This is a genomic window from Curtobacterium sp. 458 (assembly GCF_030406605.1).
Taxonomy (GTDB): Bacteria; Actinomycetota; Actinomycetes; order Actinomycetales; family Microbacteriaceae; genus Curtobacterium.
On the sequence record NZ_CP129104.1, the window covers coordinates 1,576,393 to 1,595,875 of the forward strand.

Sequence of the window (19,483 nt, forward strand, 5' to 3'; positions counted from 1 at the left end):
GCGACCCATGGCGAACGGATTCAGCACCCCGATCGACCGGCGCACACTGTTCAAGTTCGGTGGCGCGGGGCTCGCCCTGGCCGGCATCGGATCGCTGGCAGCCTGCTCGACCTCCGGCAGCGGCGCGACCGCATCCGGCACGGTCAAGATGCTCTACTTCGGTGAGCAGAGCGCCGCGACCGCACTGCAGAAGGCCATCGAGCCGAAGATCAAGCAGCTCGACAAGAAGGCGAGCCTGCAGGTCACGGCGATCAACGGGACCGACTGGAACGACTTCCTCGCGAAGGTCCTCACCCAGATCGCCTCGGGTGACGTCCCCGACATCGTCAGCGTCGCGACCGAGGGACAGCAGCTGCTGGCGTCGAAGAACCTGCTGACGCCGCTCGACGACCACGTCACGAAGAACCTGTCCGGGCTGAAGACGTACTTCAGCGGCATCCACCCGTCGCTCCTCGAGTCGACCATGTACGAGGGGCACCTCTACACGCTGCCGGACAGCTTCAACGCTGGCAGCATGTTCTACTCGACCTCCCTGTTCGAGAAGGCGGGCCTCGCGCGGCCGGGGTCGGACTGGACGATGGACCAGTTCCGGTCCTCCGCGGAGAGCATCGCGAAGGTCGGCGGCGGCACCTACGCCTTCGACTGGGTCGTGCGGCTCTGGGGCAGCTGGACCTCGTTCCTCTACGCGAACGACGGCAACCTGCTCGAGGAGGGGCGCTACTCCGGCGGTGACTGGCTCTGGAACAGCTCCGCCTTCGCCGACAACGCGGTCGGGGTCAGCGGGCGCAAGGGCGGCTGGAAGTGGGGCGACCCGACGGCCAACTCGGACGCCGCGGTCGAGGCGCTCGAGTACGTCATCGACCTGCAGAAGTCCGGCGCCTCGCCCTCACCCGACGTCGGCGGCGGGAGCACGCTGCAGGGCCTCTTCGCGTCCGGCCGCATCGGCATGACGATCGGCGGTGGCTTCTGGGCGGGCGGCCTGCACAACGCGGGCATGAAGGACGGCAGCTTCGACGTCGTCGAGTTCCCGACGTGGAAGAGCAACAAGTCGCTCTTCGGAGCCGGCGGCTACGGCATCTTCAACTCGTCGAAGCAGAAGGACCTCGCGTTCGAGGTGATCAAGCTCATGGTGCAGCCCGAGAGCTTCGACGCGCTGTGGCCGGGCAACGTCACCACCCCAGCGCAGAAGTCGCTGCTCACCGCCGACCGCTACAAGACGACCGGCCCCGAGCACTGGTCGGTGTTCTACGACCAGCTCGACAACTCCGTGCCGATCTCCGCGCCGCCGTACTACAACGCGCTCGCGACGGCCCTCAACCAGCGGACGACCCAGGCGATCTCGTCGGGCAACGCGAAGAAGGCGCTCGACGGCCTGCAGGCCGACATCGAGAAGGCCGCCTCGCAGGCGTCGTGATGACCGCTGCGACCGGAATCCGTTCCCGGCGGGCTGCCGAGGTCGCAGCCCGCCGGCCGGCGGCACGACGCGTCCGCCGCCGCGAGGCCTCGTTCGGCTACGCGATGATCGGGCTGGCGGTGGTCTTCGTGGCCGTCTTCACGCTCATCCCGATCCTCGCCTCGCTCGGGCTCTCCTTCACGTCGTGGGACGTGATCACCAGCCCGAAGTTCGTCGGCCTCGACAACTACACGCGCCTCTTCACCGACGGGCCCGTGCTCGCGTCGTTCGGCGTGACGATCGTGCTCGCCATCGGGATCGTCGTGCTGCAGATCTCGCTCGGCATGCTGCTGGCGGTCCTGGCGAACAACCGGAAGCGCAACGCCACCCGGGTGTTCTTCCGGACGTCGTTCTACCTGCCGCTGCTCGCCTCGTCCGCCGCCGTGTCGATCTTCATGGGCTACATCTTCGACACGAAGTTCGGACTCATCAACTACTACCTCAACGCGATCGGTCTGCCCGGGGCGCACTGGCTCAACGACCCGTTCTGGGCCAAGGTGACGATCGTCCTCGTGGTGGTGTGGCAGCAGGTCGGATTCACGTTCGTCCTCTTCGTCGCCGCGCTCATGTCGGTCCCGGTGGACGTCCAGGAGGCCGCCGCGATCGACGGCGCCGGACCGTGGCGCACGCTCTTCCGGATCAAGATCCCGCTCATCAGCCCGACGATCCTGTTCGCGACGGTGATCGCGATGATCAACGCGATGCAACTGTTCGACCAGCCCTTCATCATGACGAAGGGCGGACCGGGCACCGCCACGACGACCGCCACCATCTCGCTGTACCAGGCCGGGTTCCAGAACCTGCAGTTCGGGTTCGCCTCGGCCATCGCGATCCTGCTGCTCGTCATCATCGGCGTCATCACCGGGATCCAGTTCATCGCCGCACGAAAGCTGGTGTTCTACCAATGACGACCACCGACGTCCTCAACCCGCTCCACGCTCCCGAGACCGTCGCGCAGCCGAGCGTCACCCACATCGTCCGGCGCCGGCGCCCGGTGGCGAAGCTTGGCAGCATCATCGGCCTGGTGATCCTCGTCATCGCCGCCGTGTTCGCCCTCGGCCCGCTGCTCTGGACGCTGACGACCTCGCTGCGCACACCGGCTGAGTCGTTCGAGAACCCGCCGCAGTGGATCCCGCTGTCCTGGGACTTCAGCAACTACGCCGCCGTGTTCAACCAGATCCCGATCGGGCAGTTCTTCGTGAACAGCGTCATCGTGACGCTCCTCATCGTGGTCGGACAGACCATCACCTGCACGCTCTCCGGCTACGCGTTCGCGATGATCAGCTTCCCGGGGAAGAACACGATCTTCGGGATCTTCCTCGCGACGATGATGGTCCCGATCCAGACGATCATCATCCCGGTGTTCGTCATCCTCAAGGACATGGGGCTGACCGGTTCGATCGCGTCGCTCATCGTTCCCGCGCTCGGCAGCGCCTTCGGGACGTTCCTCATGCGGCAGTACTTCATGCAGATGCCGAAGGAGCTCGGGGAGGCCGCGCGCATCGACGGCGCGACGCAGTTCGGGGTGTTCTGGCACGTGTACTCGCGGATGGCCAGCCCGGCCGTCGCGACCCTCGCGATCCTGAACTTCTCGGGCTTCTGGGCGGAGTACTACCGACCGCTCATCTTCCTCAACCAGCAGGACACCTTCACGCTGCCGCTCGGACTCGTCGGGCTGCAGGGCAACCTCGGTACCGGTTCGATCTCCGTCGTGCTCGCCGGCGTCGTGCTCACGATGATCCCGAGCGTCCTGCTGTTCATCTTCGCCCAGCGGTACTTCATCGAGGGCGTCACGGCGGGGTCGTCCCGATGACCACGACCCCCGACGCCCTCGCCCACGCGAGCGACCGCCGCCCCCACGCCGGACCACATCAGGAAGCAGCCGCCGTGCACGCCGCACCCGACCACCACCTGCCGCAGTTCCACCTCCGCATGCCGCGCGGGTACCTCAACGACCCGAACGGTCCGATCGACATCGGCGGTCAGGCCCACCTGTACTTCCAGTCGCGGCCGCGCGTCGACCTCGACGTGCCGGTCGAGTGGGGCCACGCGACGAGTGACGACCTCGTGCACTGGACGCTCCACCGCCCGGCCATCGTCCCGGTCCCCGGCGGAGCGGACTCCGGGGGAGCGTGGTCGGGCAACACGGTCCTCCACGGCGGCGTCGTCCGTGCCTACTACTCGGGCAAGGTCGACCACAGCCCGTTCCAGTCGGTGCTGCTCGCGGAGTCGACGGACGGCGGCGCGACCTTCGGCGCGCCGGTGCAGGTCGTCGCCGATCCGACGGAGGACGAGGCGATCACGATGTTCCGCGACCCGTTCGTCTGGTCCGACGGCGACGGCTGGTCGATGGCGGTCGGAGCGGCCTCCGCGGACCAGGTGGCGTCCGTCCGGCACTACCGCTCCGCGGACGGCGTGCACTGGACGAACGAGGGCGACCTGCTCGCCATGCCCCGCACCACGGTCGACGGCATCGACACGGGTGAGGGGTGGGAGTGCCCGCAGGTCATCGGAGTCGACGGTGCAGAGGTCGTCGTGGTGGCGTCGTGGTCACACGACGACGGGCCGGGCGACGTGATCGCGCTCCCGCTCTCCGGCGCTCCGCGTCCGCACCGCGTCGACGACGGCCAGCACTTCTACGCCGCGTCCGTCATGCGCGCCGGATCCTGGGGGCCGGTGCTGTTCGGCTGGGTCACCGAGGGCCGGACCGAGGACTGGACCCGGCAGGCCGGCTGGTCCGGGGCGATCTCGCTGCCGCGCCGGACCTGGGTCGCCGACGGCCGGCTCGCGACCGCGCCGCACGACGCCGTCGACGCCCTCCGCAGCGGGGGAGCCCTCCCCGCGCACGGGGCGACGATCGACGCACAGGCCGAGATCGTGCTCCCGACGCCGGTCGACGGGTGCATCCGCATCCGGTTCGGCGCGGACGAGTACCTCGACCTCGTGGTGGACACCGCGGCGGACACGCTCACGGTCGACCGTTCCCGTGCCAGCACGGACCACCGCGCCGACCCGAGCTCCGCGGTGGTCCGTGCGCCGTTCGACGCAGGAACGGGCCTCCCGGCGGTCCGCGTCCTGCTCGACGGCTCCGTGGTCGAGGTGTTCACGAGCGCCGGACGTTCGGTGACGACGCGGGTCTACCCGCTGCAGGCACCACCGTGGTCGGTCGAGGCGCCAGCGGGCACGTCGTACTGGGCGCTCGGGAGGACCGTCGCTCCCGAGACGGTCCCGGCAGCGTCCGTCCCGGCCGGGACCACGACAGCCTGATGTCCGCGGCCACCGTCACCGTCGCCGGGGAGGCGCTCGTCGACGTCGTCCACGGCGACACCGTCCGCGAGGTCCCCGGGGGGAGCCCCGCGAATGTGGCGCTCGGGCTCGCGCGCCTCGGGTGCGACGTCGACTTCGCGACCCGGCTCGGGGACGACGAGCGCGGTCACCGCGTCGCAGACCACCTCCGGGCCTCGGGCGTCAGGCTCACCCCGGGGTCGCTCGGGGCCGGACGGACGTCCTCGGCCACGGTGCGGCTCGGTGCTGACGGGCAGCCGCGGTACGTGTTCGACATCGTGTGGGACCTGCCGGAGGTCGTCGGGACGCCCACGTGGTTGCACGTCGGGTCGATCGCGGCGTTCCTCGAGCCCGGGGCTGACCGGGTGGTGGACGCGGCACGTCGTACCGCGGTCGCAGGAGGCTCGGTCTCCTTCGACCCGAACATCCGTCCCGCGCTCCTCGGCCCACGCGACGAGGCGCTGGCCCGGGTCGAGGAACTCTCCGCGCTCGCCGCGGTGGTGAAGCTCTCCGACGAGGACGCCGCCTGGCTCTGGCCCGGTGCCGCCGACCCCGACGCCGTCCTCGACCGTGTCCTCGGGTTCGGCGCCGGACTCGCGGTCCTCACCACCGGGGCAGCCGGCTCGGTGCTCGCCACCGCGACGCACCGGGTGCACGTCCCGGCGGCGTCCACGACCGTCGTCGACACCGTCGGCGCCGGTGACACCTACTCCGCAGCCCTGGTCTGGCAACTGGCACGATCGCCGCGCGCAGCGGCCGACGCGCATCCGGACGCTCGAGCGCGCCTCGACGACCTCCACGACGCGGCACTGAGGGAACTCGGCAGGACCTGTTCGCGTGCCGCGGCGATCACCGTCGGTCGGCGCGGTGCGGACCTGCCCACCGCCGACGACCTGACGACGGCTCCGTCCGCCTGACGAGAGCCCACCCGAACCACCAACGGAAGGACCCACCATGATCGGCAACCTCACCGGCGCACACCTGCTCATCGTGCTCGCCATCGTCGTCCTGCTCTTCGGCGCGACGAAGCTCCCCGCGCTCGCGAAGGGCCTCGGGCAGTCGCTCACCGTCTTCCGCAAGGAGGTCCGGGCCAGCGACGACGCCACCCCGGACGTCCCGCCCGCGGCGCCCCGCGACTGACACGACCGTGGACGTCGACAAGATCGTCGTCATCCTGGTCATCGCCGCGTTCTGCCTCGGCCCGCAGCGACTCGTCGGGTACTCCCGGCAGCTCGCGGTGGTCGTCCGGCGGGTCCGTGACTGGGCCGACACGACGAAGGCGGAGATCGAGCAGGAGACCGGCGTCGACATCGACTGGTCCGACCTCGACCCACGTCGGTACGACCCGCGGCGGATCATCCGGGACGCCCTGACGGAGCCGTTGGACGCGCGTCGGTCCGAGTCGGCGGTCGAGCCGCGGACGGCCGCGGTCCGCCCCGCGGCGGGCGAGGCGCCCGGTCGCTGACGCGACCACCCACCGGACGGGAGGCCCGTGGCGGCGTCGCCACGGGCCTCCCGTCCGTCTCGGGGTGCCGCCGACCGGCGGGCACTGCCATCGTGTTTCCCGATGGCCAGCGGCAGCCATTCGGGCTACCTCCGGCCCTGGCCCCTCGCCACGCTGGACCCATGCAGCTCTCCTCCCGCTTCACCACCCGCAACGCCGACCGCTTCCGGTTCGTCAAGGCCCCCGGCGTGGACACCCCGCCCGCCCAGCGCGACCCGGCGGTCATCGAGACGGTCAGCCGCATGCTCTCGGAGATCGAACGCGGTGGCATGGACGCCATCGCCCGGTACGCGAAGGAGCTCGACCGCCAGGATGCGCCGGTGGAACTGACCGCGGCGCAGATCGCCGCGAGCGGTGACCGCCTCGCGCCGGAACTCCGCGAAGCCATCGAGCTCGGGTCCGCCCGCACGAAGCAGTTCGCCGCGATGCAGCGCGAGCACCTCGCGGACTTCGAGGCCGAGCTCGTCGACGGGCTCGTCGTCGGCCAGCGCTACGTCCCGGTCGGCAGTGTCGGAGCGTACCTGCCGGCCGGGCGCTTCCCCCTCACCGCGAGCGCGTTCATGACGGTCGGCGTGGCGAAGGTCGCGGGCGTCCCCTCGGTCGTCGCGTGCACCCCGCCGCAGCCGGACGGCGGTGCGAACGACGCGGTCACGTACGCGGCGCACCTGTCCGGCGTCGACCGGCTGTTCGTGCTCGGGGGCGTCCAGGCGCTCGCCGCGATGGCGTTCGGCCTGCTCGACACCGACCTCGACCCGGTCGACATGATCGTCGGTGCCGGCAACGCCTACGTCGCCGAGGCCAAGCGGCAGCTGTTCGGCACCGTCGCCATCGACCTGCTCGCCGGACCGAGCGAGGTCGCGGTCATCGCGGACGACTCGGCCGACGCGGAGACCGTCGCCGCGGACCTCCTCGGACAGGCCGAACACGGTCCGAACTCGCCGGCAGCGCTGGTGACGACGTCCGAGCGGCTCGCGCACGAGGTCGTCGCGGCGGTCGAACGACAGCTCCCGACGCTGTCCACGAACGCGATCTGCGGCCCGGCCTGGCGCGACCACGGCTCGGTCGTGCTGGTACCGACCCGCGAGGACGCCGTCCTCGTGATGGACGAGTTCGCCCCGGAGCACCTCGAGGTGCAGACCACCGAGGACGACTGGTACCACGACCACCTCACGAACTACGGCTCGCTGTTCCTCGGCCGCTGGAGCACGGTCGCGTACTCCGACAAGGGCATGGCCGGGACGAACCACACCCTGCCGACCGCCGGGGGCGCGAAGCACAGCGCCGGCCTCTCGGTGTCCCGCTACCTCAAGCCCCTGACCTACCAGCGCATCGCCCGCGAGGCCACGCCCGCGGTCGCCCACGCCGTCGACGTCATCTCGGCGAGCGAGGGCATGAGCGCCCACCGCGCCACCGCCACGATGCGGCTCGATGCGTACGCTCCCGTCACCGCGACCACCGACTGACCACCCTGACACACCAGCACCAGCTCCACCCAACCCGTCCCTCCCCGAACCCCGAGCGCAACGGAGCCAGCGATGACCACCGAGCACCACCCCTCCCCAGCCGCCCCCGGCCTGAAGCGCGAACTCAAGGTCGCCGACGCCGCAGCGTTCTCCGTCGGTCTGATCGGACCCGTCGGCGTCATGGCACTCCTCGGCGCCGGTGCCGCGGGCATCCTCGGCCGCGGCGCCACCTGGGCCTTCGTGTTCGCCCTCGTCGCGGTGTCGCTCGTCGCGTACGGCTTCGTGAAGCTCTCCCGGCACATCGCCCACACCGGCTCGGTCTACGCGACGGTCGGCCTCACGCTGGGAGCCCGGGCCGGGTTCGTCGCCGGCTGGGCGCTGTTCTTCGCGTACGTGACCATCGGCGCGGGCTCCGGCATCGAGATCAGCCTGTTCGTCACGCAACTGCTGAACGACGTCGGGCTCGCCGTGCAGCCGGACTGGATCTGGATCACGATCGTCGCGCTGGCCGTCGTCGTCCTGCTCGGTCGCCGCGAGGTGCACGTCATCACCCGGTCGCTCCTCTACGCCGAGCTCATCGGCGCGGTGCTCGTCACGATCCTCAACGTCGTCGTGCTCGTGCGCCTCGGTGTCGGGGCGGCGCCGGCAGGGCGACACCTCAGCTGGGACTTCCTGGAACTCCCGAGCGGCACAGACGTCGGCCTCATCGCCGGCGCCGCGGTCTTCGGGTTCCTCGCGTTCGCCGGCTTCGAGGGCGCCGCCACCCTCGGCGAGGAGACGAGCAACCCGAAGCGGGACATCCCGAAGGCCCTGAAGATCGCGATCGTCGTCGTCGGTGCGTTCTACCTCCTCTCGATCGTCGCGCAGTCGCTCGGCTACGGCACCTCCGCCGCAGGGGTGAAGCAGTTCGCGGGCTCCGCCGCGCCGTACGGCGACCTCGCCCGCACGTACGTCGGCAGCTGGCTCGCCGACCTGCTCACCCTCGCCGCCGTGGTCAGCCTGTTCGCGATCTTCCTCGGCACGCTCTCCGGGGCGTCGCGCGTCCTCTTCGCGTTGTCCCGGGACACCGGGATCGCCCGTCCGATCGCGAAGCTGTCGCCCCAGGGCTCGCCGGTGAACGCGCTGAGCGTCGTCGCCGTGGTCGTCGTCCTGGTCGTGATCGGCGAGCGGCTCACCGGGGCCGCCGTGCTCGACGCCACCTACTGGGCGCTGACGGTCGGGACGATCGCGCTGCTCGTCGCCTACGTCCTCGCGACCGTCGGCGCCGTCCGGTTCCTGTTCTTCTCGCACCGGACCGACACCCCGAAGTGGCAGATCGTCGTGCCGGTGCTCGCGCTGGCGCTCGTGCTCTACACGATCTACAAGAACGCCGTCGGACTCGAGGCCCCCTACAGCTGGTTCCCGTACATCGTCGCGGTCTGGCTGCTCATCGGGCTCGCGATCACGTTCCGCAGGGGACTGGTCGGACGGGTCGGCGCCGCGTTGGCAGCCTCGACGGGGGACGGCCTGGAGGCGCCTCCCGCAGCGACCGACGGCGGCTCGCCCAGGCGGGCGCACACGTCCCGCGACGACGAGGACGTGGTCCTGTGACCCGCGTCGCCGCGGTCCAGCTCGCGCCCGTCGTCGGCGACCTCGCCGCGAACGCGGCGACCGTCGGGGCGGCGCTCGCCGCCGTGCCGGACGACGTGGACGTCGTCGTCCTGCCCGAGCTCGCCACCAGCGGCTACGTGTTCCGGGACGCCGCGGAAGCACGCTCCTGCGCCGTCCCCGCGACCGACGCGACCGTCACGGGGTGGGCGACCACTGCCTCCCGGCTGGCCGGCGGAGCCGGAGGGGTCGTCGTCGGCGGCTTCGCCGAACTCGGCGAGGACGACGTCGTGTACAACTCGGCCGCCGTCGTCGACGCGTCGGGAGTCCTCGGCGTGTACCGCAAGGTGCACCTGTGGGACGGCGAGAAGGCCTGCTTCACGGCGGGGGACCAACCACCGCTCGTCGTCGACACCCCGCACGGACGGATCGGCGTCGCGATCTGCTTCGACATGGAGTTCCCGGAGTGGACCCGCCTCGCGGCCCTCGACGGAGCGGAACTGCTCGCGGTCCCGACGAACTGGCCGTGGGTGGACCGTCCTGAGGGGGAGCGGGCTCCCGAGGTGCAGATCGCGATGGCCGCGGCACGGGTGAACCGGATGGCCATCGCGTGCGCGGACCGGTGCGGCACCGAGCGGGGCGTCGACTGGAACGAGGGGACCTCGATCGTCGACGCCGATGGGTGGGTGCGCGCCGCGACCGGCCCGGGAGCGGGGATGGTCGTCGCCGACCTCGACCTCGCCGCCGCACGGGACAAGACGCTCAGCCCCGTCGCGGACCTCTTCGGGGACCGGCGGCCAGACCTCTACGGGCCGCTCGGTCGTCCGTGACGGGTCCGCCCGGGGTCGGCTTCGGTTCGACCGTCGCGCCTCGTCAGCCCTCGGTGAGGAGCTCGCGTGCCAGGCGCGCGAGCTCCGCGGTGGCGGCCGACAGGACCGACCCGTCCCGCTCGACGAGCGCGACGGTGTCGAGCACCGGCTCGGCGAACGGCGTCCAGTGCAGGCCGAGCGCCGCGGCCGACACCTCGGCGACCGCGCGGGCGATGAACGTGTCGCCGACGCCGGACGCCACGAGGGCGAGCGCCGTCTCCACCTGCTCGACCTCGACGTGCGGCTCGAGCGTCACCCCGGCGAGGCGGGCACGCTCCGCGAACTGCCTCCGAGTGGGGTCCTTCCAGCCGTAGTGCGCGTCGTAGAGGACGAGGCGACGCGCGGCCATCGCCTCGATCGTCATGGGAGCGTCGGCGATCGACGGGTCACGGCTGACGAAGACGACCTCGTCGCGGCGCAGCGGCGTCACGCGGAGCCCCTCGGTGTCGATCGGCAGCACGACCAGTCCCGCCTCGAGTCCTCCGGAGGCCACCTCGCTCGCGACCTCGACCGAGTTGAGCCCGATCACCCGGAGTCGCACGGCCGGGTGCGCCGCGTGGAAGCGGGTGAGGAGCTCGTCGAGCGCGTAGTACTTCGCGTTGCGGAGCAGACCGAACGACGCCGTCCCGCCGACCAGTGACGTCACTGCTCGCAGCGCGCGGTCGGCGGCGTCGGCCTCGGCGATGATCCGTTCCGCCATGGGCAGGAGCACGGCACCCGCGTCGGTCAGCGTGAGTCGGCGTCGGCCCCGGACGAACAACGCGGTGTCGTACGCGCCCTCGAGCCGCCGGATGAACTCGGACACCGAGGACTGCGAGCGGAGCAGGGACTCGGCGGCCGCAGTGAACGACCCGAGGTGCGCGACGGCGACGAAGACGCGGAGCTGCACCAGGGTCACGGCGGCAGCCTAGCGACCGAGCGCTCGATCAGCGCAGCCGCGATCGCAGCAGGATCGAGTCGCCGTGCACCGGGTCGACCTCGCGCTCGCCGGTGTCGACGAAGCCGAGCCTGTCGAGCAGGCGCAGTGACGCGGTGTTCCACTCCCGGACCGTCGACGCGAGATGCCCGTACCCGATCGATGTCGCGCAGTCGACGACCGCACGCGCCGCCTCGGTCGCGTAGCCCCGCCCCCAGTGCTCGCGGAGGAACTCGTACGCCAGCTCGGGTTCGTCAGGGACGCCGACACTGTTGGGCACGAGGCCGCAGTACCCGAGCGGCCTCGCGGTGCCGAGCTCCTCGACGACGAGCAGGCCGGGAGCCGGCGCGTGCTCGTACGCCCGGAGTCGGTCCTCCAGCTCGACGACGGTTGGACGGCCGTCGGCGGAGATGCGTCGGTGTGCAGGGACCCGGGGGTCGCGCTCCTCCCAGAGTCGGCGCTGGAACACCGCGTCGGCGACCGTCCAGGGGCGGAGCCGGAGTCGCTCCGTCCGTGCTGCATCCACCGGCCCAGTGTGCTGCACCGGTTGCCTGCCGTCCGGAACCGGCGTAGCCTTGATGGTGGTTAATCGATTAAGCAGTGTCATTCGCCGCGAACCCGACGATCGACCGCCATCCCCAGCAACGACGCTCGGAAGGACAGCATCCATGTACATCGGGTCGACCTCGAGGTCACGGCGCACCGTCGCCGCCCTCCTCGGGGCTCTCGCTCTCGTCACGGGGAGCCTGTTCGCCGTCTCGGCAGGGACCGGCAGCGCTGCTGCCGCGACCGCCGGACCGTGCGACACCTACGCCAGCGCCGGCACCTCGTGTGTCGCCGCGTACAGCTCCACCCGGGCGCTGTACTCCTCGTACAACGGGCCGCTCTACCAGGTGCAGCGCGCCTCGGACGGGGCGACCACGAACATCGGACTCCTCGCCGCGGGTGGGTACGCGAACGCTGCGGCACAGGACTCGTTCTGCTCCGGCACGACGTGCACCATCCCGAAGATCTACGACCAGTCGTCGAACCACAACGACCTCACCGTGGCCCCGGCGGGCGATGCGGGTCCGGCGAACAACCCCGCGAACGCCACCGCGCTGCCGATCACGGTGGCCGGCCACAAGGCGTACGGCATCTTCATGCCGCAGCAGGTCGCGTACCGGATCTCGAGCACGCTCGCGAAGGGGACGGCACGTGGTGCGAGCCCCGAGTCGATGTACGAGGTCGCCAGCGGCACGAACGTGAACCACGGGTGCTGTTCGGACTTCGGCAACGTCGAGACCCAGGAGAAGGACACCGGCAAGGGGCACATGGACGCCCTCAACCTCTCGATGCTCAACGGCACGGGCAGTGCCGGTCGCGGCCCGTGGGTGCAGGCCGACCTGGAGAACGGCGTCTACGAGGGCAGGACGGCGATCAACACCGCGAACACCGGCAACAGCACGAAGTTCGTCACGGCGCTGCTCAAGAACGACGGCGTCGCGAACTTCGCACTCAAGGGCGGCGACGCGCAGGGTGGTTCGCTGACGAAGTGGTACGAGGGACCGCTGCCGACCGACAAGGACGGTGACGGCCAGGGCTACACGCCGATGAAGCTCGAGGGCTCGATCGTGCTCGGTGCCGGCGGGGACAACTCGAACCGCGGCACGCAGTCGTTCTTCGAGGGCGTCATGACGTCCGGGTACTCCTCTGACGCCGCGGACAGTGCGGTGCAGGCGAACGTCGTCGCGCAGAACTACCAGGGCGTGTCCACCGGCGGGGGACCGGGGTCCTTCATCACCGGCCCGGGCGGCAAGTGCGTCGACGTGTCCGGCGACGACACCGGCGGGAACACCGCGGTCGTGCAGCTCTGGGACTGCCAGGCTCTGGCCGCCGACCAGCACTGGCTCGGGAACGTGTACGGCGCCCACACGCTGAGCACGCTCGGGCGATGCCTCGACGCCGACGGCAACGGGACAGCGAACGGCACGCACCTCGAGCTGTACGACTGCAACGGTGTGGGCGGTCAGCAGTGGATCGTGCAACCCGACGGGTCGATCAAGAACCCGCAGTCCGGTCGCTGCCTGGACGACCCGTCCGGCAACACGGCGAACGGCACGCCGCTGCAGCTCTACGACTGCAACGGGAACCAGGCGCAGAAGTTCGTGGCCTCGGTGCCGATCCGCACGATCGGTGACAAGTGCGTGGACGTCGCGGGGAACGACCTGCAGCAGAACGGGCAGCAGGTGCAGGTGTACGACTGTCAGACCCTGCTGACCGACGAGCAGACGTCCGACCAGCAGTGGGCCTACAACGCGACCGACCACACCATCCGCACGCTCGGCCGCTGCCTCGACCTCGACGGCAACGCGACGGCGAACGGCACACACCTGGAGCTGTACACCTGCAACGGTGTCGGCGGGCAGCAGTGGGTGCCCCAGGCGAACGGCTCGGTGCTCAACCCGCAGTCCGGACGGTGCCTCGACGTGCCGTCCGGCAACACCGCGAACCAGACCCCGCTGCAGCTCTACGACTGCAACGGGCAGGCGCCGCAGGTGTTCCGGTTCAACTGATCGGGGACGCTCGACAGGACGGACGGGAGGCCCGTGGCGACACCGCCACGGGCCTCCCGTCGGTCTGGACCCCGGTTTCGACGAAACCCTTGCTGAATCGATCAAGCAGGTGCATGATGATCCCAGTTAATCGATAAAGCGAGGCAGGGAGGCGCCCGTGCCGAAGTCCGTGACCCTCAAGGACGTGGCCGCCAAGGTCGGCGTGACCTCCGCGGCTGCGAGCATGGCACTGTCCGGCCACGAGCGCATCAGCGAGAAGACCCGGGCCGCGGTCAAGCAGGCGGCCGACGAGCTCGGCTACGTCCCCAGCTCCGCCGGCCGTGCGCTCCGCAGCCAGCGCGCCGACGCCGTCGCCCTCATCGTCCCGAACTCGTCGACGCACGTCTTCGGCCACCTGTACTTCATGCACGTCCTCACCGGGATGTCGACCGCGGCGAACGCCCACGACGCGCAGGTGATCGTCTCGACGAACGCCGACACCTCCACCGGCGGGGTCGCCTACGAGCGGGTCATGCGGTCCCGCACCGCCGACGGCGCCATCGTCACGAGTGCCGCGATCGACGACGACCACGTCCAGGCCCTCGTCGCGAGCGGGCTGCCGGTGGTCCTCATCGGCAACTACCCGCACCTGGCCCGCGCCGTCTCGGTCGGGATCGACGACGTCGCGGCGACCGAGCGGCTCGTCGACCACCTCGTCTCCGTCCACGGGCGGCGTCGACTCCTCCACGTGACCGGCACGCTCGACCACCAGACCGGGCTCGACCGCCGGGAGGGGTTCCGCCGTGCAGCGGATCGGCACGGCCTCACCGACGTGTCCGTCATCGAGGGGGACCTCTCCGAAGCCTCGGGCGCCGCCGCCGTCGAGCAGCTGCTCGCCGGATCCCGTGACGAGGACGAGCTGCCGGACGGCATCGTCTTCGCGAACGACGACATGGCCGTCGGGGGTCTGCGGGTCTTGCGCCGCGCCGGGGTTCGCGTGCCCGAGGACGTCTCGGTCGTCGGGTTCGACGACTTCGGCCTCGCCCGCGTGACGACCCCGGGGATCACGACCGTCCGCGTCCCCGCCGAGGAGATGGGCCGGATCGCGACCGAGCGGCTCTTCGGCCTCGTCGACGGGACGCGGGGCAACGACACCGACACCGACCAGCACACCGAGCTGCCGGTCGAGGTCGTCCTCCGTGGATCGTGCGGCTGCGACGACGACGCGGGCCTCGCCGCCCCCTGAACTCCTCTCCGACCCATCCACCACAGCGCACCGTCCGACACCGAACACCGACCCGCGCACCACTGCGACGCAAAGGAGCGTTACAACGATGAAGCACACACGCACGACCCTCGCGGTCGTCTCCGGGGCCGCCGCCCTCGCCCTCGTCCTCACCGGCTGCTCCGCCGGCGGCGCGGCGAGCAGTGGCGGCCCCGTCACCCTGAAGGTCTGGACCGGGTTCACCGGCGGTGACCGTCCCGGCTACGCCACGATCGTCAAGGACTTCGAGAAGTCCCACCCGAAGATCAAGGTCGACATGACCGTGCAGCCGTGGGACACGATCCAGCAGAAGCTCCCCTCGGCGTGGCTCACCGGCCAGGGCCCCGACGTGGCCGCGGTGTCGAGCGACCCGAACGCCGTCGCACAGTACGTGAAGACGAACTCGGTGCTGCCGATCACGATGACCGGCAGCGGCGACGGCAAGATCAACACCTCGGAGTTCGCACCCGGCACGGTGGAGGAGTTCACCTACGACGGCAAGCTCTACGGCGTCCCGGCCAACTTCGCGACGCTGAGCCTGTACTACAACAAGAAGCTCTTCTCCGACGCCGGCATCGCGAACCCACCGACGACCGTGCAGGAGATGGCTGCCGACGCGAAGAAGCTGACGACCGGTGGCAAGTACGGCATCGCGCTCGCCGACAACCAGACCATCCAGATGTGGCCGGTGCTCCAGTGGCTCGAGGGCGGGGACATCGTCACGAGCAAGGGGTGCAGCGCCGTCCAGACGAAGGCCTCGCAGCAGGGTCTGGAGACCTGGGGCGACCTCGTCGCGAAGGACAAGGTCAGCCCGGTCGGTCTGACCGGCGCCGAGGCCGACTCGCTGTTCTCCGCCGGCAAGGCCGCCATGGAGATCAACGGACCGTGGGCCGCACCCGGGTACAAGTCGGCGGGCATCGACCTCGGCATCGTGAAGGTCCCGGTCGGTGTGGACGGCACGTCGACGACCCTCGGCTCGATCGCTCCGCTGTCGATCTCCGCGAAGACGAAGTACCCGACGCAGGCCCAGGAGTTCCTCGCCTACTGGACGTCGAAGACCGCGCAGCAGAAGTTCTCGCTGCAGACCGGCTTCCCGCCGCTCCGCACCGACCTCTCCGACGACGCGGACCTCAAGGCCGACGCCACCGTCTCGGTGTTCGCCAGCCAGGTGCCCGACTCCCGTCTCTACCTGCCGCACGTGACGAACGCCACCAAGGTCGACTCCGACGCCTACGTCCCGATGATCGGCAAGATCACCCGCGGCACCTCCGTCGCCGACGCGACGAAGGAAGCCGCGCAGACGATCGACGGTCTGACCGGTTGCAGCAAGTGACCGAGCAGCTCACCGGGCCGGCCCCGTCACGCAGCACGCGTGACGGGGCCCCCGCCTCCGCGGCCCGCCGGGAGGCACGCCCCGCCCGCCGCCGAGCGCGCCGCTTCCAGCCGGCCTGGCTGTTCATGGCCCCGTCGCTGCTCATCCTCGGCGTGTTCGTCCTCTTCCCGATCCTGCGCTCGCTGTACTACTCGTTCTTCGACTGGACGGTGGGTGCCGTCTCGCAGCAGTTCGTCGGGTTCGGGAACTACGTCCAGCTCGCCCGCGACCCGCAGTTCTGGAACGCCCTGCGGGTGACGCTCGAGTACACGGTGGTGTCCGTCCTGCTGCTCGTGGTGCTCGGCTTCGTCGCCGCACTGCTCCTGCAGCGGGACACCCTCCTCAACCGGGTCGTCCGCTCGGTGTTCTTCTTCCCGACGATCGTGTCGCTCGTGACGATCGGCCTCGTCTGGAAGTTCCTCCTCGACCCGGACATCGGCCTCGTCGGCGGGCTGACCGCAGTGTTCGGCCTGCCGAGCGTCGCCTGGTTGCAGTCGACCTCGCTCGCGCTGCCGACGGTCATCTTCGTGTCGGTCTGGAAGAGCATCGGCTTCGCGATGATCCTCTTCATCGCCGGCCTCAAGGGCGTGCCGGGGGAGCGGTACGAGGCCGCCGAGCTCGACGGCGCGAACCGCTGGCAGACCGTCTGGCGGATCACCCTGCCGAGCATCCGCCCGACGCTCCTGTTCACGTCGATGATCCTGACGATCCAGTCGTTCCAGGTGTTCGACCTCGTCTACGTCATGACCGGCGGTGGCCCCGTGTTCGCGACGGACTCCCTCGTCAACCTGCTCTACCGGGACGGCTTCGTGAACTACCAGACCGGTTACGCCTCCGCCATCTCCTGGGTCCTCTTCGTCATCATCATGCTCATCTCGCTCCTGCAGCTCCGACTCTTCCGGTACGACGATGTCGACTGACACCGCGACCCGGCGACCGCTCGTGGCGGAGCCGACCCGTGCCTCCCGGCCGTCTGCCGGCCACCGACCGGGGCGACACGGTCGCCGGAGCAGCCTCGTCGTCACCGGCTCCGTCCTGAAGTGGGTGTACCTCGGGATCGGACTCGTGTTCGCGCTCGTCCCCTTCGTCTGGATGGTGAGCGGGAGCTTCCGGTCCGAGGCAGACCTCTTCGGACACCCTGCATCGTTGTTCCCGACGAGCATCACGCTGCACGGCTACGAGGGCGTGTGGCAGCAGTTGCCGTTCCTGCGGCTGCTGCTCAACTCACTCGTGTTCACGGTCGTGACCACCGTGCTGACGCTGCTGTTCGACTCGATGTGCGCCTACGCGCTCGCCCGGATGCGGTTCGTCGGGCGGAACGTCGCGTTCGTGCTCGTCATCGCGACGCTCATGGTGCCGTTCCAGGTGACCCTCATCCCGGTGTTCGTCGAGCTGTTCCACCTCGGGTGGCTCAACACGTACCAGGGGCTCATCATCCCCAGGGCGACGAGTGCGTTCGGGATCTTCCTGTTCCGGCAGTTCTTCATCGACATCCCGCCGGAGCTCGACGAGGCGGCGCGCATCGACGGCGCCGGGCACTGGCGCATCTACTGGCAGGTGATCCTGCCGCTGGCGAAGCCGGCGATCGCGACCGTGGCCGTGCTCAACGGGATGGCGCTGTGGAACGACCTGCTCTGGCCGCTCGTCGTGAGCACCTCGAACGACATGCTGACGCTGCCCGCCGGGCTCACGCTGTTCGGTGGTGCGCACGTCACGGACCACGCGGTGCTGCTCGCCGGGGCCGTGATCTCCCTCCTGCCCATCGCGCTCGGGTTCTTCTTCGCGCAGAAGTACTTCGTCGCGGGCGTCGCCACCTCGGGGTTGAAGTGACGCGCGGCACGTCGGGCGTCGAGCGGCCGGGGGAAGCGTTCGCGCCCGGGACGTTCACCTGGGCCCTCGGCATCGAGGACACGTGCGTCTACCCACCGGCCCGCTTCGCGATGGCGCCGCTCGACGAACACGTGCTCACCGGGCACGACGAGGCCTGGCGCGGCGACCTCGACACGGTGCGCGACCTCGGCGCGACCGCCCTGCGGTACGGGGTCGACTGGCCGAAGGTGCACCTCGGCCCCGGCCGGTTCGACTGGTCCGTCCTCGACGAGCGACTTCCCCGTGCGGCCGACGGCGGTGTCACCGTCATCGCCGACCTCGTCCACTACGGCACACCGACCTGGCTCGACGACTCCTTCGCGGACCCGCGGTACCCGGACGCGATCGCGGAGTTCGCCGGTGCGTTCGCCGATCGGTACGCGGGGGTCGTCGACCACGTCACCCCGCTCAACGAGCCGATCACGACCGCGTCGTTCGCGGGGCTCCGCGGCGTCTGGCCGCCGGGGCTGTCCGGGTGGTCGGGATGGACGTGCGTGGTCCTCGCGATCGCCACGGGCATCCAGCGGAGCGTCCGCGCCGTGCGTGCGGCGAACCCCCACGCGGTGGTCGTGCACGTCGAGGCGAGCACCCTCGTCGAGTCCGGCGACGGCGATCCGGAGACGACGGCCGAAGCGGGACTGCTCGAACTGGTCGGCACCGTCCCGACCGACCTCGTGCTCGGCCGCGTCGTCCCCGGACACCCGGCGCACGGCTGGCTGCTCGAGCACGGCGCGACCGAGTCCGGGCTGCGCGACCTCGTCGACGGTGCCGTGGCGGTGGACCTCCTCGGCGTGAACTACTACCCCGACCTCACCCCTCGGCGTCTCGTCGCGGGCACCGGCGGCACGGTCCAGCACACGCACGACCGCTGGACCGACGGGCTCGCCGACGCGCTCGGCCGGTTCGCCGAGCGGTACGGACTGCCGATGCTCGTCACCGAGACCTCGATCGAGGGCACCGACGAGCTCCGGTCCGCCTGGGTCCGCGACGCCGCCGACACCGTTCGGGTGCTCGCAGCGTCCGGGACCGACGTCCGCGGCTTCACGTGGTGGCCGCTGTTCGACTTCGTGGACTGGTCGTACGCCGCCGGAGGGCGGAACGTCGAGGAGTTCGAGCTGCCCGACGCCGTCGTGGTCGACCGCGCCGCGAGCGACCGGAAGACCCCGTACCTGCGCCGGATGGGGCTCGTCCGACTCGAGGAGGACGAGGGCGGGGTGCTCCATCGCGTCCGGACCCCGGCTGCCGAGCGCTTCCGCGAGTGGGCCACCGGCGCCGTGGCGGCGGCATCGTCCGTCGTCGGCCCTGCCGGGACGGACGGCGCACGGACCGAGGATGCTCGAGGGACCTGAACACGAACGAGCGGAGAT

18 protein-coding genes are annotated in these 19,483 nt (G+C 70.5%); 16 read left to right on the forward strand and 2 right to left on the reverse strand.

Annotation, left to right across the window (positions count from 1 at the left end; all coding sequences use genetic code 11):
- Nucleotides 1-7: 7 nt before the first annotated feature.
- The 10 genes from QPJ90_RS07855 (at nucleotide 8) to QPJ90_RS07900 (ending at nucleotide 10,122) form a co-directional block, all read left to right on the forward strand.
- Nucleotides 8-1,414 carry a sugar ABC transporter substrate-binding protein gene (locus QPJ90_RS07855; RefSeq protein WP_290133864.1) on the forward strand — a complete coding sequence of 469 codons (1,407 nt, stop codon included), beginning with the start codon at nucleotides 8-10 and terminating at the stop codon, nucleotides 1,412-1,414.
- Nucleotides 1,414-2,361 carry a sugar ABC transporter permease gene (locus tag QPJ90_RS07860; RefSeq protein WP_290133865.1) on the forward strand — a complete coding sequence of 316 codons (948 nt, stop codon included), beginning with the start codon at nucleotides 1,414-1,416 and terminating at the stop codon, nucleotides 2,359-2,361. The genes QPJ90_RS07855 and QPJ90_RS07860 overlap by 1 nt, the downstream gene beginning before the upstream one ends.
- On the forward strand, nucleotides 2,358-3,266 hold the full coding sequence (locus tag QPJ90_RS07865) for a carbohydrate ABC transporter permease (RefSeq protein WP_290133866.1): 909 nt from the start codon (nucleotides 2,358-2,360) through the stop codon (nucleotides 3,264-3,266). Before QPJ90_RS07860 ends, QPJ90_RS07865 begins: the two co-directional genes overlap by 4 nt.
- Entirely contained in the window at nucleotides 3,263-4,720 is a 1,458-nt protein-coding gene (locus QPJ90_RS07870) for a glycoside hydrolase family 32 protein (RefSeq protein ID WP_290133867.1), read from the forward strand. The genes QPJ90_RS07865 and QPJ90_RS07870 overlap by 4 nt, the downstream gene beginning before the upstream one ends.
- Complete coding sequence (locus QPJ90_RS07875) at nucleotides 4,720-5,655, forward strand: carbohydrate kinase (RefSeq protein ID WP_290133868.1); 936 nt, start codon at nucleotides 4,720-4,722, stop codon at nucleotides 5,653-5,655. Before QPJ90_RS07870 ends, QPJ90_RS07875 begins: the two co-directional genes overlap by 1 nt.
- A 37-nt stretch (nucleotides 5,656-5,692) precedes the next feature.
- Complete coding sequence (locus QPJ90_RS07880; protein ID WP_290133869.1) at nucleotides 5,693-5,878, forward strand: twin-arginine translocase TatA/TatE family subunit; 186 nt, start codon at nucleotides 5,693-5,695, stop codon at nucleotides 5,876-5,878.
- 7 nt (nucleotides 5,879-5,885) lie between these two features.
- Nucleotides 5,886-6,203 carry a Sec-independent protein translocase TatB gene (locus QPJ90_RS07885; protein WP_290133870.1) on the forward strand — a complete coding sequence of 106 codons (318 nt, stop codon included), beginning with the start codon at nucleotides 5,886-5,888 and terminating at the stop codon, nucleotides 6,201-6,203.
- 161 nt (nucleotides 6,204-6,364) lie between these two features.
- On the forward strand, nucleotides 6,365-7,705 hold the full coding sequence (hisD, locus tag QPJ90_RS07890; RefSeq protein ID WP_290133871.1) for a histidinol dehydrogenase: 1,341 nt from the start codon (nucleotides 6,365-6,367) through the stop codon (nucleotides 7,703-7,705).
- 72 nt (nucleotides 7,706-7,777) lie between these two features.
- Nucleotides 7,778-9,295, forward strand: coding sequence for an APC family permease (locus tag QPJ90_RS07895; protein WP_290133872.1), 1,518 nt, complete (start codon nucleotides 7,778-7,780; stop codon nucleotides 9,293-9,295).
- Nucleotides 9,292-10,122, forward strand: coding sequence for a nitrilase-related carbon-nitrogen hydrolase (locus QPJ90_RS07900; RefSeq protein ID WP_290133873.1), 831 nt, complete (start codon nucleotides 9,292-9,294; stop codon nucleotides 10,120-10,122). Before QPJ90_RS07895 ends, QPJ90_RS07900 begins: the two co-directional genes overlap by 4 nt.
- A gap of 43 nt (nucleotides 10,123-10,165) precedes the next feature.
- Here the strand turns inward: QPJ90_RS07900 and QPJ90_RS07905 are convergent, their stop codons facing one another.
- Both QPJ90_RS07905 and QPJ90_RS07910 read right to left on the reverse strand, forming a co-directional pair.
- A complete protein-coding gene (locus tag QPJ90_RS07905; protein WP_290133874.1) occupies nucleotides 10,166-11,059 on the reverse strand; it encodes a LysR family transcriptional regulator in 894 nt (297 codons plus the stop codon).
- Between the two features lie 28 nt (nucleotides 11,060-11,087).
- Nucleotides 11,088-11,603, reverse strand: coding sequence for a GNAT family N-acetyltransferase (locus QPJ90_RS07910; protein WP_290133875.1), 516 nt, complete (start codon nucleotides 11,601-11,603; stop codon nucleotides 11,088-11,090).
- A 142-nt stretch (nucleotides 11,604-11,745) separates the two neighbouring features.
- Between QPJ90_RS07910 and QPJ90_RS07915 the strand changes: the two genes are divergently transcribed.
- The 6 genes from QPJ90_RS07915 to QPJ90_RS07940 all read left to right on the forward strand — a co-directional run bounded on the left by QPJ90_RS07915 (nucleotide 11,746) and on the right by QPJ90_RS07940 (nucleotide 19,465).
- Nucleotides 11,746-13,632: an arabinofuranosidase catalytic domain-containing protein gene (locus QPJ90_RS07915; protein WP_290133876.1), complete on the forward strand. Its 1,887-nt coding sequence runs from the start codon at nucleotides 11,746-11,748 to the stop codon at nucleotides 13,630-13,632.
- A 157-nt stretch (nucleotides 13,633-13,789) separates the two neighbouring features.
- Nucleotides 13,790-14,857, forward strand: coding sequence for a LacI family DNA-binding transcriptional regulator (locus QPJ90_RS07920; protein ID WP_290133877.1), 1,068 nt, complete (start codon nucleotides 13,790-13,792; stop codon nucleotides 14,855-14,857).
- A gap of 88 nt (nucleotides 14,858-14,945) precedes the next feature.
- Nucleotides 14,946-16,208 carry an ABC transporter substrate-binding protein gene (locus QPJ90_RS07925; protein WP_290133878.1) on the forward strand — a complete coding sequence of 421 codons (1,263 nt, stop codon included), beginning with the start codon at nucleotides 14,946-14,948 and terminating at the stop codon, nucleotides 16,206-16,208.
- Nucleotides 16,205-17,167: a sugar ABC transporter permease gene (locus tag QPJ90_RS07930; RefSeq protein WP_290134191.1), complete on the forward strand. Its 963-nt coding sequence runs from the start codon at nucleotides 16,205-16,207 to the stop codon at nucleotides 17,165-17,167. Before QPJ90_RS07925 ends, QPJ90_RS07930 begins: the two co-directional genes overlap by 4 nt.
- Nucleotides 17,157-18,077 (forward strand): carbohydrate ABC transporter permease, encoded by a 921-nt coding sequence (locus QPJ90_RS07935; protein ID WP_290133879.1) that lies wholly within the window; start codon nucleotides 17,157-17,159, stop codon nucleotides 18,075-18,077. The genes QPJ90_RS07930 and QPJ90_RS07935 overlap by 11 nt, the downstream gene beginning before the upstream one ends.
- The gene (locus tag QPJ90_RS07940; RefSeq protein ID WP_290133880.1) at nucleotides 18,074-19,465 is read left to right on the forward strand and encodes a family 1 glycosylhydrolase; all 1,392 of its coding nucleotides are present in this window, start codon (nucleotides 18,074-18,076) and stop codon (nucleotides 19,463-19,465) included. The genes QPJ90_RS07935 and QPJ90_RS07940 overlap by 4 nt, the downstream gene beginning before the upstream one ends.
- Nucleotides 19,466-19,483 lie beyond the last annotated feature (18 nt).